12 protein-coding genes and 1 other annotated feature are annotated in these 13,638 nt (G+C 38.0%); of the genes, 10 read left to right on the forward strand and 2 right to left on the reverse strand.

Going from position 1 to position 13,638, the window contains the following annotated elements; all coding sequences use genetic code 11:
* The first annotated feature begins 115 nt into the window (after nucleotides 1-115).
* From FAY30_RS07575 to FAY30_RS07605, 7 genes are all read left to right on the forward strand, one after another.
* Nucleotides 116-886 carry a DUF2268 domain-containing putative Zn-dependent protease gene (locus tag FAY30_RS07575; RefSeq protein WP_149869298.1) on the forward strand — a complete coding sequence of 257 codons (771 nt, stop codon included), beginning with the start codon at nucleotides 116-118 and terminating at the stop codon, nucleotides 884-886.
* A gap of 171 nt (nucleotides 887-1,057) precedes the next feature.
* Entirely contained in the window at nucleotides 1,058-2,080 is a 1,023-nt protein-coding gene (locus tag FAY30_RS07580) for an ABC transporter ATP-binding protein (RefSeq protein ID WP_149869299.1), read from the forward strand.
* Entirely contained in the window at nucleotides 2,080-3,090 is a 1,011-nt protein-coding gene (locus tag FAY30_RS07585; protein WP_149869300.1) for an ABC transporter ATP-binding protein, read from the forward strand. Before FAY30_RS07580 ends, FAY30_RS07585 begins: the two co-directional genes overlap by 1 nt.
* Before the next feature lie 37 nt (nucleotides 3,091-3,127).
* A complete protein-coding gene (gene opp4A / locus FAY30_RS07590; RefSeq protein WP_149869301.1) occupies nucleotides 3,128-4,849 on the forward strand; it encodes an oligopeptide ABC transporter substrate-binding protein in 1,722 nt (573 codons plus the stop codon).
* Between the two features lie 177 nt (nucleotides 4,850-5,026).
* Nucleotides 5,027-5,992: an oligopeptide ABC transporter permease gene (gene opp4B / locus FAY30_RS07595; RefSeq protein WP_149869302.1), complete on the forward strand. Its 966-nt coding sequence runs from the start codon at nucleotides 5,027-5,029 to the stop codon at nucleotides 5,990-5,992.
* Nucleotides 5,993-6,004: 12 nt separating this feature from the next.
* Nucleotides 6,005-6,916, forward strand: coding sequence for an oligopeptide ABC transporter permease (opp4C, locus tag FAY30_RS07600; protein WP_149869303.1), 912 nt, complete (start codon nucleotides 6,005-6,007; stop codon nucleotides 6,914-6,916).
* Between the two features lie 214 nt (nucleotides 6,917-7,130).
* Nucleotides 7,131-7,877 carry a YjbA family protein gene (locus tag FAY30_RS07605; RefSeq protein WP_149869304.1) on the forward strand — a complete coding sequence of 249 codons (747 nt, stop codon included), beginning with the start codon at nucleotides 7,131-7,133 and terminating at the stop codon, nucleotides 7,875-7,877.
* Nucleotides 7,878-7,940: 63 nt separating this feature from the next.
* Here the strand turns inward: FAY30_RS07605 and trpS are convergent, their stop codons facing one another.
* Together trpS and FAY30_RS07615 are read right to left on the reverse strand one after the other, a co-directional pair.
* Entirely contained in the window at nucleotides 7,941-8,930 is a 990-nt protein-coding gene (gene trpS, locus FAY30_RS07610; RefSeq protein ID WP_149869305.1) for a tryptophan--tRNA ligase, read from the reverse strand.
* A gap of 51 nt (nucleotides 8,931-8,981) precedes the next feature.
* Nucleotides 8,982-9,239, reverse strand: a binding site (T-box leader).
* A 53-nt stretch (nucleotides 9,240-9,292) separates the two neighbouring features.
* Nucleotides 9,293-9,649, reverse strand: coding sequence for a DUF3899 domain-containing protein (locus FAY30_RS07615; protein ID WP_149869306.1), 357 nt, complete (start codon nucleotides 9,647-9,649; stop codon nucleotides 9,293-9,295).
* Nucleotides 9,650-9,872: 223 nt separating this feature from the next.
* Here FAY30_RS07615 and FAY30_RS07620 point away from each other — a divergent pair, with 223 nt between their 5' ends.
* The 3 genes from FAY30_RS07620 (at nucleotide 9,873) to opp3C (ending at nucleotide 13,636) form a co-directional block, all read left to right on the forward strand.
* Nucleotides 9,873-11,570 carry a peptide ABC transporter substrate-binding protein gene (locus FAY30_RS07620; protein ID WP_149869307.1) on the forward strand — a complete coding sequence of 566 codons (1,698 nt, stop codon included), beginning with the start codon at nucleotides 9,873-9,875 and terminating at the stop codon, nucleotides 11,568-11,570.
* A 108-nt stretch (nucleotides 11,571-11,678) separates the two neighbouring features.
* A complete protein-coding gene (gene opp3b, locus FAY30_RS07625; RefSeq protein WP_149869308.1) occupies nucleotides 11,679-12,611 on the forward strand; it encodes an oligopeptide ABC transporter permease in 933 nt (310 codons plus the stop codon).
* On the forward strand, nucleotides 12,608-13,636 hold the full coding sequence (opp3C, locus tag FAY30_RS07630; RefSeq protein WP_149869309.1) for an oligopeptide ABC transporter permease: 1,029 nt from the start codon (nucleotides 12,608-12,610) through the stop codon (nucleotides 13,634-13,636). The genes opp3b and opp3C overlap by 4 nt, the downstream gene beginning before the upstream one ends.
* Nucleotides 13,637-13,638: the final 2 nt, after the last annotated feature.

Below are 13,638 nucleotides of genomic sequence, written 5' to 3' on the forward strand. Positions count from 1 at the left end.
CGCCGCTGACCAGGGCGCTTGCGCTTTTCTATAAAGAAACCATTAAATTAAGAACTTCTTCTCTAAAAATTCATAAAATGACCAGAGGGAGAACTTGAGTTAATGGGGTGAGATAATGGGGATCATTCGAACAGATGAATGGCTGCAAAAGGAGTTTGATCGTCCGCTTAAAATCTGTGAAAAGCTTCTTCCTTATTTTAAAGGGCAGCAAGTGAAAGAAATTTATAATCAATTAGTGAACTTTGGAATGTACCGGCCTTCACGTTCCTCCAAAAACAATTATAACAAGATGGTGGAAAAAAAAGCATGGAATCAAGTTGAAATGCTATTTCGAAAATATAAACCAAAATGGAATGGGCCGGATGTGCCAGTCTTTCTCTTTCCGTTAGCCCAGACGGGTGGTTTTTTTATAAAAGAGGAAAAAAGCAAGGCGGGTGTTTCCTTTCCAGATAAAATGTTTCTTTTTCTATCGGAGCACGAAGACCCAAAGGAAATAGAAGCATTATTTGTTCATGAATATCACCATGTCTGCAGATTGAGAATGTTAAATAAAAAAATGGAAGACTATACGTTACTGGACTCTATTATCATTGAGGGGCTGGCAGAGTATGCAGTATTCAAACATTGCGGCCGGGAATACCTAGCTAATTGGTGTCATATGTATACAGAAAAGGAACTAGCAAGGTTTTGGGAAAGATATTTACAACATCAGCTGCAGACGAAAAAGAATGAAAGAGGACACGATGAACTATTATATGGCGGCAGGGCAGTACCAAAATTGCTCGGCTATGCAGCTGGGTATAATGTTATTCGGCAATACTACAAAAGTCATAATTATTCTACGAAACTATCTTTTTCCAATCCTGCCGCCAAATATATCGAATAGGAAAGAATTACACTAACAGAAAAAGCCTGGTATAAAAGGCTTTTTTTATTTTTAAAAAAACTGAAATTACCAATTATGTAAAAAAGTCTTGCAATTGTAACAATTCTGTAATAGAATTCTATTTAAATATAACGAATTAGCAGAATAATTCAAAAAGTAAGAAGGTGTACTATGAGCCAAAAAAAGCCATTACTCAAAGAGGCACCGCTGCTCGAGGTGAAAAATTTAGAGACAGCCTTTGATATTGATGGAACGGATTATAATGCCGTTGATAATGTTTCATTTAAGGTAAAGCCACGGCAAATAGTTGGAGTTGTAGGTGAATCCGGCTGTGGAAAATCAGTTATGAGCCTTTCGATTATGCAGCTGCTGCCTAAAGGAATTGGCAAAGTAAAGTCAGGCGAAATTATATTTGATGGAATAAATATTGAGAAGATGTCCGAATCCCAAATTAATAAAATCCGTGGGAAGGATGTTTCAATGATCTTCCAAGAGCCAATGACCTCACTGAATCCGGTATTTACCATCGGATACCAGTTGCAAGAGGTTCTTTTTAACCATTTAAAAATATCTAAACAAGAAGCTAGGCAGAAGGCGATTGCCTTATTAAAAAGTGTTGGAATTTCCCGGCCTGAAAAGATTGTTGATGAATATCCGCATCAATTATCAGGTGGTATGCGCCAAAGAGTTATGATAGCGATCGCAATTGCCTGCCAGCCTAAATTGTTAATTGCGGATGAGCCGACAACAGCTCTCGATGTTACTGTTCAGGCACAAATCTTGGAACTTTTAAAAGAGATTCAAGAGGTAAATGATATGTCGGTCATTCTTATTACACATGATTTAGGTGTAGTTGCGGAAATGTGTGATGAAGTGATCGTAATGTATGCAGGAAAGATTGTTGAACGAACCGATGTCGATACATTGTTTCATAATCCTAAACACCCATATACCACACTTCTATTAGGCGCAATTCCTAAAATGGAAGAACAGGAAGAACGCTTAAGTTCAATCAAAGGAATTGTTCCATCATTAACGAATATGCCAAAGGCTGGCTGTCGATTTGCCAACCGTTGTCCAAGTGCAATGCCTGAATGCTTTACAATTACCCCCGTTCTCGAAGATGTTGAACAAGGCCATGAGGTTGCCTGTTTGCTCTTTGAATCTAGTAATCCAAGAGAAGGGGTGAAGTGATGACTTCAGTATCAGTACATAAAAATAAAGAAAGCGCTTCCTTTCAAGCTGAAAATCTTTTAGAGATTCAAAACCTTAAAACCTATTATCCTGTTAAAGGTGGTTTTTTTAAACGGACAATTGGGAATGTTAAAGCGGTCGATAACATTTCATTTGAGATTAAGCGAGGAGAAACACTTGGACTTGTTGGTGAATCCGGCTGCGGCAAATCAACTGCCGGCCGGACAATCTTACGATTATTGAAACCAACCGAAGGCAGAATTCTGTTTGATGGAAAAGATATTACCAGGATTTCAGGTAAATCATTGCGTGATATTCGAAAAGATATGCAAATGGTTTTTCAAGATCCGTATGCTTCCTTGAACCCGATGCAAATGGTTGGAGATATTATCGCGGAACCCATTTATAATTTTTCAAAAAAGAGTAAAGAAGAATTAAAAAAAGAGGTTCTGGATTTATTGGATAAAGTAGGTCTGCCGCCCGAAGCTTATTATAAGTATGCACATGAATTTTCCGGCGGACAGCGTCAAAGAATCGGAATTGCCCGTTCCCTTGCGCTCAAACCAAAATTGATAATCGCCGACGAGCCGGTTTCTGCACTGGATGTATCCGTGCAATCACAGGTTTTAAACCTGTTAAAAGATTTGCAAAAGGAATTTGATTTAACATTCCTATTTATCGCGCATGACTTAAGTGTTGTTAAACATATGAGTGATCGAATTGGTGTTATGTACCTAGGTAACATGGTAGAGATTGCAAATAAGGATCTCCTTTATGCAGAACCTCTCCATCCATATACCCAGGCACTAATATCTGCCATTCCATCTCCAGACCCAAGAATCAAGAAGGAAAGAATTATTTTAAAAGGAGACGTGCCAAGTCCCATCAATCCTCCATCAGGATGCCCATTCCATCCTCGCTGTCCAATGGCAATGGAGGAATGTTCTAAAACAAAACCGGTATTAAAGGAGGTGAAGCCATCTCATCGAGTAGCTTGCCACCTTTACTAATAAAAAGGAAATTAAAAATCTAATAGGGGGGAACAAAATGAAGAAACGAAGTATGCTTATGTTAGCGGCATTAATGTTAGTTCTATCTGCATTTTTAGCGGCTTGCAGCGGCGGAGGAGAAAAAGCTGGTACAAAGGAAAAGGAAAAAGAAGGCAATAAGACCGGTGAAACAGCAGGTCAACCGCAAGATGGCGGAACATTAGTATATGCACTGGATTCGGCACCGGAAGGTAAATTTAACTTTTCCTTCTATGGAACTGCAACTGATGCGTATGTAATGGATTTCTTTGATGAAAACCTAATTAAGTTTGATGAAAAGTTGCAAGCACAGCCGCATATCGCTTCTTGGAAAACAGAAGACAATAAGGTGTATGATTTTGAAATCAAAAAAGGTGTTAAATGGCATAATGGGGACGAACTGTCAGTTAAAGACTGGGAATTTGCATTAAAAGTAGTTGCTGATAAGGACTATGAAGGCCCGCGTTTTGAAAACGTAAATAAAATTGAAGGTGCACAAGATTACCATGATGGTAAAGCAACAGAAATCTCCGGTATTAAAGTAGTTGATGATTACCACATCCAAATTACTTTTGATAAAGCACGTGTAAACAACTTAGAAAACCTATGGACATACCCAATGAATCGCACAGAATTCAAAGATATGGCTGTTAAAGATATGATGTCATCTGAACAAGTACGTACAAAGCCTGTTGGTTTAGGGCCATTTAAAGTAACAAAAATTGTTCCAGGAGAATCAGTTGAAATGGATCGTTTCGACGATTACTTCGGCGGTAAACCGCATATCGAAAAAGTTGTGTTAAAAGTAATCGACCCATCTCTATCTGTTGGGGAACTTAAAAATGGCACACTTGATATGACTTCTTTCCACCCAAGTATTATTGATGAAGTTAAAGCACTTGATAATGTTGAAGCAGTAACATATCCAGGCCTAAGCTATTACTATGTTGGTTTCAGATTAGGAACATGGGATGGCAGCCAAAACATTATGAATGAGTCAAAATATCAAAATGTTAAATTACGTGAAGCAATGTACTATGCAATCAATCGTGAAGAGTGGGTAAAGGCGTTCTTCTTTGGCGTTGGTAAACCTGTAAACCGTCCAGTACCTACAAACCACTGGATTGCAGCAGACAATAAAGATCTAGAGCAATTCAAATATGATCCAGAAAAAGCAAAGAAATTATTAGATGAAGCTGGCTACAAAGATGTTGACGGAGATGGCTTCCGTGAAGATCCGGATGGTAAGAAATTTGTGGTAAACTTCAGCCACTATGCGACTCAAAACCCAACATTTGAATCACGTGCAAAAGCATTGACTCAATATTGGGAAGAAGTAGGATTAAAATCAAAGCTTACAATGACAGATGCAAACCTTTACTACGATATGCTTGAAAAAGCAGATAAATCGATGGAAGTCTTCTTCGGCGGGTGGTCTACTGGTACCGATCCGGATCCAACACCACTTTGGAGCTCTAAAGCACTGTGGAACTATCCACGCTGGGTAAATGCCGACAGTGATAAATTGCTTGATCAAGCAGTTGATATGAGCGTTGTTGGAACAGATGCCGACAAACGTAAGGATCTATATGTACAATGGCAAAAACTTTTCATGAAGGAACTTCCTGCATTACCAATTGCTGAGCTTGAAGAAACAATGGCTGTCAGCAAACGTGTACAAGGAGTTACATTCACTGTTGCTGGTATGAACCGTCCAAATGAGTGGTGGATTAAACAATAATTGCAGCAGACTAACATGTATTAGACTATGTTAAATGCTTATATTATTTTACTTTAAGCTCAGGGAAATTATTTGGGAGGGGCAGGGAGATCTGTTCTCCCTGCCCCTCCCCTTTTAATGAATGGAGTTACATAAACACTCGTATTTAACATAGTTTATCAGACAAGGAGAATGCACATGCTGAAGTATGCATTTCGAAGAATTTTGGGCATGATTCCGATGTTATTTCTAATTTCCATTGTAGTCTTTACGTTGGCAAAATTAATGCCTGGAGATTCTCTTTCAGGAGAGATTGACCCTAGGAATACAAATCCACAATATATAGCAGAAATGCGGGAAAAATTGGGCTATAATGATCCGCTGCCACAGCAGTATGCCCGCTGGATTGGCAACTTTGTACAAGGTGATTTTGGAAAATCAGCCCGTTTTAAAATTCCGGCTGCGGAGGTTATCGGAGAACGTATTCCGAACACATTGCTGCTTGGATTTTCTTCAATAGTTATCACGTATATTCTCGCCTTCATCATGGGAACATACGCCGGAAGAAAGCCCTATACACTTGGAGATAATTTAATTGGGGGACTAAATTATTTAGGTTTATCCATTCCTTCTTTTATCGCAGGTGTATTTGCAATCTTCTTATTTTCTTTTACACTTGGATGGTTTCCATCAAATGGTTCAATTGATATAGGTGTGACAGAGGGGACACTTGAGTATTGGTTAAGCCGTCTACACCATGTATTCCTTCCGGCGGTAGTTCTAGGATTATTAAGTACTGCTAGCTATACGCAATTTTTACGCAATGATATTATAGAAAATAGCCGAAAAGACTTTGTTCGTACGGCACGTGCAAAAGGAACTGTAGAAAGAAAGATTTACAATGTTCATATTTTAAGAAACTCAATTATTCCGCTTATAACGTTTTTAGGCTTTGATTTAGTAGCCATAATTAGTGGCGCAATTATTACTGAAACGATTTTTACTTACCCAGGACTTGGACAGCTATTTTTGCAATCTGTTGGAACAAGAGATTATCCAGTATTAATGACGTTGACAATGTTGTTCTCCTTCTTAACACTAATTGGCAACCTAGTAGCCGATATATTATACGGTGTTGTAGATCCGAGAATTCGCTTAGATTAGGGGGAAATAGAGATGGAAATTATTACTCAGAAGGATTCAAAAATAATCACAGCACCCCCAAAGAAAAGTTTGTCACCATGGGCACTTGCCAGGAAAAAGTTTATAAAAAACAAATTGGCTATGACGAGCCTCATCTTTTTAGTAATAGTAGCGATTGTTTCCTTCCTTGCACCGTATATTACAACGGCAGATGTTACAAGAATTAATATTGGAGAAATGTCGCTAAAGCCATCCGGAGATCATTGGCTGGGAACAGACAAAGCCGGCCGTGATGTCTTTACCAGATTATTATACGGTGGCCGAATCTCACTATTAGTCGGAATGAGCTGTACACTGTTTGTTATTTTACTAGGTACATTAATCGGATCAATTTCAGGGTATTTCGGCGGTGCCGTCGACAGCTTATTAATGAGATTTACAGATTTTATTTTAAACTTTCCTTTTCTTGTATTTGTAATTGTTCTAAATGCGATATTTTTTGGAAAAGTAAATGGGTTATGGGTTTTAATAGGAACAATCAGTATCCTAAGCTGGGGTGGAATCGCTCGGATTGTCCGAAGTAAAATTCTTACTGAAAAAGAGAATGAATATATTACGGCTGCTATTTCGATTGGTTGCTCGCCTGCCAAGATTATAGTAAAACACCTCTTACCGAATATTCTATCAACTATCATTGTTCAGGCTACGATTACATTTGCTACTATGATTGTTGCAGAAACAGGTTTAAGCTTTCTTGGCTTCGGTGTACCACAAGAGATTCCGAGCTGGGGCAACATGTTAAATTCAGCAATTGAACCTGATGTCATCCAATTTAAACTTTGGATTTGGGTGCCTCCGGCAATATTAATTACCATCACCATTTTATCAATTAACTTTATTGGTGAAGGGTTAAAAGATGCTTTCAACCCTAAATCAAGAAGATAAAAATCTACCATCATGATATGGTAGATTTTTTTTATCCATTCAACGATTAGGTATAAATATTGGGAAAACCTCATATAAATAGCGGTAAATATTCGAGCGGCGAATGCTATCAGTATTAATAGTAAATGGGGCAAAATATATATAAAGGAATAATTTAACTAAGCTCTGCCCATACTGATTGACAAAACAGTTTCTTGAAGTGAGGGGATGTACAATGTTGTATCTTCATGATGTATGGGTAAATTGGTTTGAGGGTGAAGAAAACGGGTATAATGTGTGCCATTTTCATGAATGGCGTAAGGATGACGGAGTGGAACTGTTAGACCAGGCACCACTTATTAAAGTCGAGCCGATACTGTTTAACTATATTGAAAATGACCTGTCAGAGCTGCCCCAACAGCTTCTCGACGATATTTACCAGAAAGCCTATTTAAGAAAAAACCATGAAAGAGTTCAGCTCGACTACTGCTTTGTTGTTACAGATGGGATTGGGATCCTAGTAATTGATACAATTGGCTATAATATACCAATTCGAAAGAGCAGATTGATTCCTAGACAGGAACAGCTTGTATATGAAATGATCAGTCAGCATGAGGCAAAACAATATCATTTTTATCCATCACTGAAAAGTAAGGATTTCCATATTTTATCTCCAGAACCAGAACTTATGACAGGATTGACCAGAAAAGAACGGCAATTAAAACAGCTGCTATTTATGGCACTTGATCAATTGCTTTCATCCAATAATGAAGCAGAAGTTCGCTATTGGTATACGGAATGGTGTCCTGAACAATATTCAACCATTCAAGAGATGAATTTCGAAGATGCATGGGAACAATTATTTGAAGAGACGAAGTATGGCTGGTCGAAACAGCATGAAACATTCTGTGAGAATTTAATTAAAGGGCAGCCATTTTTTGAAAAGCTATGGGAAATGGAGCACGGTCCAAAAGTAAACTAAAAAGCCTGACCCAGAGGTATGCTTTGCATATCTTTTGGGGTCAGGCTTTTTAGCGTTTTTTGATTATCTCTTTTTTCTCCCAAGTCCCATTGCATTTTCCATTTTCTTCAGCGTTTTGCTGGCAACTTGATTAGCTTTTTCGGCACCGTGGTCCAAAATGTCGTCTAGTTCCTTTGAATCCAACAAATGGTAGTATTTGTCTTGAATGGGCTTAATAAAGTTTGCTACTACCTCCGCTAAGTCACCTTTAAAGTCTCCGTAGCCTTTACCCGCATACATTTCTTCAAGTTCGGTAATTGATTTTTCACCAAGGATTGAATAAATCGATAATAGGTTTGAAACTCCAGGTTTATTAACTGTATCAAACTTTACAATTCCATCAGAATCGGTAACTGCACTCTTTATTTTTTTCACAATTTGATTCGGTTCATCTAATAGTGTGATAAAGGCCTTTTTGTTAGCGTCAGATTTACTCATTTTTTTCGTAGGTTCCTGAAGTGACATTATGCGTGCTCCAACCTTAGGCAGGCTAATTTCAGGTATAGTAAGAACATCGTTATATTTCTTGTTAAATCTTTCAGCTAAATCTCGAGTCAATTCCATATGCTGCTTTTGATCCTCACCTACAGGAACGAGATCTGAATTATACAATAAAATATCAGCTGCCATTAACGGGGGATAGGTTAACAGGCTTGCTGAAACTGCTTCTTTACCAGAAGATTTATCTTTGAATTGTGTCATTCTCTCCAACTCTCCGATATAGGATACGCATTGCATCATCCATCCCGCTTGTGCATGTGCTGGAACCTCTGACTGGATAAACAAAGTAGCCTTCTCGGGGTCGATTCCAACAGCAAGATATAATGCTGCTAAGCTGCGAATATTTTTCCGGAGAGTTTTTGGATCCTGTGGGACCGTAATAGCATGCTGATCGACAATGCAAAAGAAGCAGTTGTATTCATTTTGCAGTTCTACGAATTGTTTCATCGCTCCTATATAGTTCCCAAGTGTAATTGTTCCACTCGGTTGAATACCAGAAAAAATTGTTTTCATTTCTGTTTCCTCCTAAAATTAAATAAAAAAAACCATTCGTCCCCAAAAATTACTAGGGACGAATGGTTCGCGGTACCACCCTAAATTACTCTAAAAGAGTCACTCAGTTCTCCATTCCTCATACATCGATTATGGAGAGTCCTTGTAACGTAAGGATGACGTCTACTCCTACTAGTTTAATCGTAACAATTAAAGAGTTCAGAAAGAGGCTCCAAAGTCCATTCCGTATTCTCATCGTGTTTGTTTTCACCAGCCACAAACTCTCTGTAACGAGGGGTAATACGTACTATTCTTTATCATTGCTGCACATTTTATTCGATTAATCACATTATAAAGGATTAGCATATTTATTTTCAAGTAAGTTAAAAATAATATGCTATGAGGGCAATCATCATAAATAGACCATTCATTAGTCCATGAAAAAGGAGGGGTTTTTCATCAATAGTAACCATTTCAGATAATCTTGGGATGTCTTCTAATTTCCTTTCATCTCTGTCTCTTGAAAAGACGAGATTAATCGATCTTGAGATCACATCATAGAAACCGCTATGAATGGTATAAAGGAGTGATGCTGTTAAAAGTAGTGCTGCGGAAATATAAAAAGATATATTGATATAGCTAACTAATGAAATTTCATGTTGGAAAATAAAAGAAATAATAATAATTCCCAACTGTGTGAAAGTTAGAATATAAAGTTTTCTTTTAAAACGGAAATTCATAAAATGACCTCCAAAACATTGATTTATAAAGGGATGCCTAATAAGTATTATACAAAAAAATCCGTATAAGCCTAAATTATATCACAGCAAATTGTAATCCTAACGTAAAAATTGTATCGAAATTGTAAATTAAAAATTAAAAAAATATGTACAATTTATTTAAATTATGTATAATAGAAAATGTAGTAATTTTTCAGAATAATAGAAAAGGGAGGTCTACATAGTGAAGAAAACAAAACTTTCACTACTTTTAGTATTATCACTTGTACTAAGCATGTTTCTAGCAGCATGTTCAGGCGGCGATAAAAACGAAGGAACAGACAAAGGGAAAGACAAAGGCGGCGAAAAAGCCCCTGCAGAACAACTTGCTGATGAACAAGTATTAAACGTGCTTGAGTCTGCTGAAATTCCAACTATGGACAGTGTGTTAGCAACTGACGTTATGGGTTTCACCACGATGAATGCTGTTAACGAAGGTATGTATCGTTTAGACGCCGATCAAAAGGTTGTACCTGCCGGCGCTGAAGCAATGCCTGAATACAATGCTGATAAAACTGAACTAACAGTAAAATTAAGAAAAGATGCAAAATGGACTAATGGAGATCCTGTAACAGCACATGACTATGTGTTTGCTTGGCAGCGTGCTATCAACCCAGAAACTGCATCTGAATATGGCCCTTACTTTATGGAAGGCAAAATCAAAAACGCTACTGAAATCGGTAAAGGCGAAGCCAAAGTAGAAGATCTTGGCATTAAGGCTGAAGATGACTACACTTTAAAGATTACTCTTGAAAGACCAATTCCTTATATTGAATCTTTCATTACATTCCAATTGTTCTACCCGCAAAACCAAAAGTTTGTTGAAGAACAAGGCAAAGATTATGCCAAAGATGCGGCGCACATTCTATACAATGGTCCATTTAAGATGACTAAATGGGATGGCCCGACAGCAACTGAATGGACTATGGAGAAAAATGAAACTTACCATAGTGCAAAAGACGTAACGTTAACAAAGATTAACTTTGCTGTTTCTAAAGATCCGCAAGCGTCTGCAAACGCATTTACTGCAGGTGAAGCTGATATCACACCAAAACTTGCACAAGCAGCAATCCTTTCGCAATTTGAAGGTGATCCAGCGTTATTGCAATACCAAGAACCATCACTTTTCTGGATTAAAATGAACCAAAAGAATCCAGCATTGAAAAATATCAACATCCGTAAAGCAATTGCCTTATCAATTGATAAAAAAGCTTTAGCTGATGATGTACTAGCTAACGGCTCAATTGCAGCAGATTTCTTCGTGCCAAAATCATTTGCATTCTTAGACGGCAAGGATTTCCGTGAATCTGCAAAGACTTATAATGAAATGAATAAAGAAGAAGCTAAAAAGTATTGGGATAAAGGTTTAGCTGAGCTTGGCGTAAAAGAACTTTCTTTAGGTTATGTTGGCGGTGATACCGAAACAGCCAAAGCTTCTGATTCTTTCATTAAAGACCAATTAGAGAAGAACCTTCCTGGTTTGAAGCTTACAATGACACCTGTTCCATTTAATATCCGTATTGAACGTGAACAAAAGATGGATTACGATTTATTATTCACTGGCTGGGGTCCTGACTACGCAGACCCAATGACATTTATGGATCTATTCCTAACTGGCGGCGACCATAACAAAATGGATTACAGCAGTGCAAAATATGATGAGTTAATTAAAGCAGCGCAAACTGATTTAGCTGCCAAAGACAAAGAGCGCTGGGATGCTCTAGTCGAAGCTGAAAAGGTTCTTTTAGAAGATGATGTAGCAATTGTGCCGGTTTACCAACGTTCCGTAAATCTCTTGATTAACGAAAAGGTAAGTGGTTTTGCTCACCATGCATTCGGTCCTGACTATAGTTACCAGTGGATTAAAATCCTTAAAAAGTAGCTATACTAACCAAATAAGAAGAGAGTATATTTCCAAATATACTCTCTTTTTACCTGTATGGGAATTGTCGAAAGATGACGAAAATTTAATTAATTAGGAGGTGCAGGCATGGCAAAATATATTTTAAAGCGTATAATCTACATGATTATTACCCTGCTTATTGTTGCATCCGTTACTTTTTTCCTGATGAAGCTAATGCCAGGCAGCCCATTTAAAAGTTTTACAAAGCTTAATGCAACTCAACAACAAGTTTTGTTGGATAAGTACGGATTAAACGACCCAATCCCTGTTCAATATTTTAAATATATGAAAAATACGGTGACAGGTGATTTAGGGATTTCCTTCCAATTTAATAACACCCCTGTTACAACCCTTCTTGCTAACAGAATAGGTCCTTCAGCAATTTTAGGTTTGCAGGCAATGGTGTTTGGAGCAATTTTTGGAATATTTTTGGGCACCATTGCTGCACTAAAGCAAAACACCTGGGTTGATTATGGATCTACTTTCTTAGCTGTTGTTGGAAAATCCATTCCATCGTTTATTTTTGCTGGATTACTTCAGTATTATGTTGCAGTAAAGTTGGGCTGGTTTCCGGTCATGTTGTGGAGAGGCCCGGAATACACGGTTTTGCCGACAATAGCTCTCGCAATGTTCCCAATATCAATTGCTGCTAGGTTTATGCGTACTGAAATGATTGATGTATTGGGGTCTGATTACATCACTTTGGCAAAAGCAAAAGGCGCCAGCCGCTTTCAAATCAGTATAAAGCATGCCTTAAGAAATGCGTTGATTCCTGTTGTGACAGTCATGGGACCTTTGGCAGTCAGTCTAATGACCGGTTCACTCGTTATTGAAAAGATTTTTGGAATTCCCGGTTTGGGTGAACAATTTGTTAAATCCATTGGGTCAAATGATTATCCTGTCATAATGGGTACAACACTTTTATTTTCAGCTTTATTCGTTGTTGTTATTTTAATTGTTGATATACTCTACGGAGTGATCGATCCGCGTATTCGTCTTTCGGGGGGGAAAGGTAAATGATTAACAAAGATTCTCAAATTTTACCAGACATGTTTGCACCCGCCCATATTGATCCATCAAAAAGCGAAAAAATTGCTAAGCCAAGTCTAAACTTTTGGCAGGATTCATGGCTTCGTGTTCGGAAGAATAAAGGAGCAGTTGTCAGCATAGTCATTCTGATAATCCTGATTTTGATGGCGTTTGTCGGACCAATGATTTCACCTTATGAGTACGATCATCAAAATACAAAGCATAACAACCTGCCGCCTCGTATTCAGGGATTGGAAAATATCCACTGGCTGCCTTTTGATGGAACGTTAGAAAGACGTAACGGAACAACATATAATGCCTATGAAGTAAGAAACATTGATGCTTATTATTGGTTTGGCACTGATCTTCTGGGACGAGACTTATTTTCCCGTGTTTGGAAGGGCACACAAGTATCCTTATTCATTGCTTTCATGGCGGCATTAATTGATATGTTGGTTGGTGTAGCATATGGTGCTATTTCCGGCTACATGGGCGGTCGTACCGATAGTATTTTGCAAAGGATTATAGAAGTTATTGTCGGAATCCCGAACCTGATAATTGTCGTATTAATGATACTTGTCATGAAGCCGGGGATTGGTCCAATTATCATCGCATTAGGTATTACTGGATGGACAAGTATGGCGCGTGTTGTCCGGGCACAGGTGTTGAAATATAAAGGTCAGGAATTTGTGCTGGCTGCTAAAACTTTGGGGGCATCGGACACTTCCATTGTCTTCAAACATATGATTCCGAACATGTTTGGTATCATTATTATTAATACAATGTTTTCGATCCCTAGCGCCATTTTCTTCGAAGCATTCTTGAGTTTTATTGGCTTGGGACTTCAAGAGCCACATGCATCATTAGGTACTTTGGTGGATGATGGATTTAAATCAATGGTGGCTTTTCCATATCAAATGATTATTCCATCCATAATGATTGCATTAATTATGGTATGTTTTAACTTGGTAGCTGATGGATTGCGTGATGCGCTGGATCCAAAAATGCGTGATTAGAA

This window comes from Bacillus sp. S3 (assembly GCF_005154805.1).
Classification (GTDB): Bacteria; Bacillota; Bacilli; order Bacillales; family Cytobacillaceae; genus Neobacillus.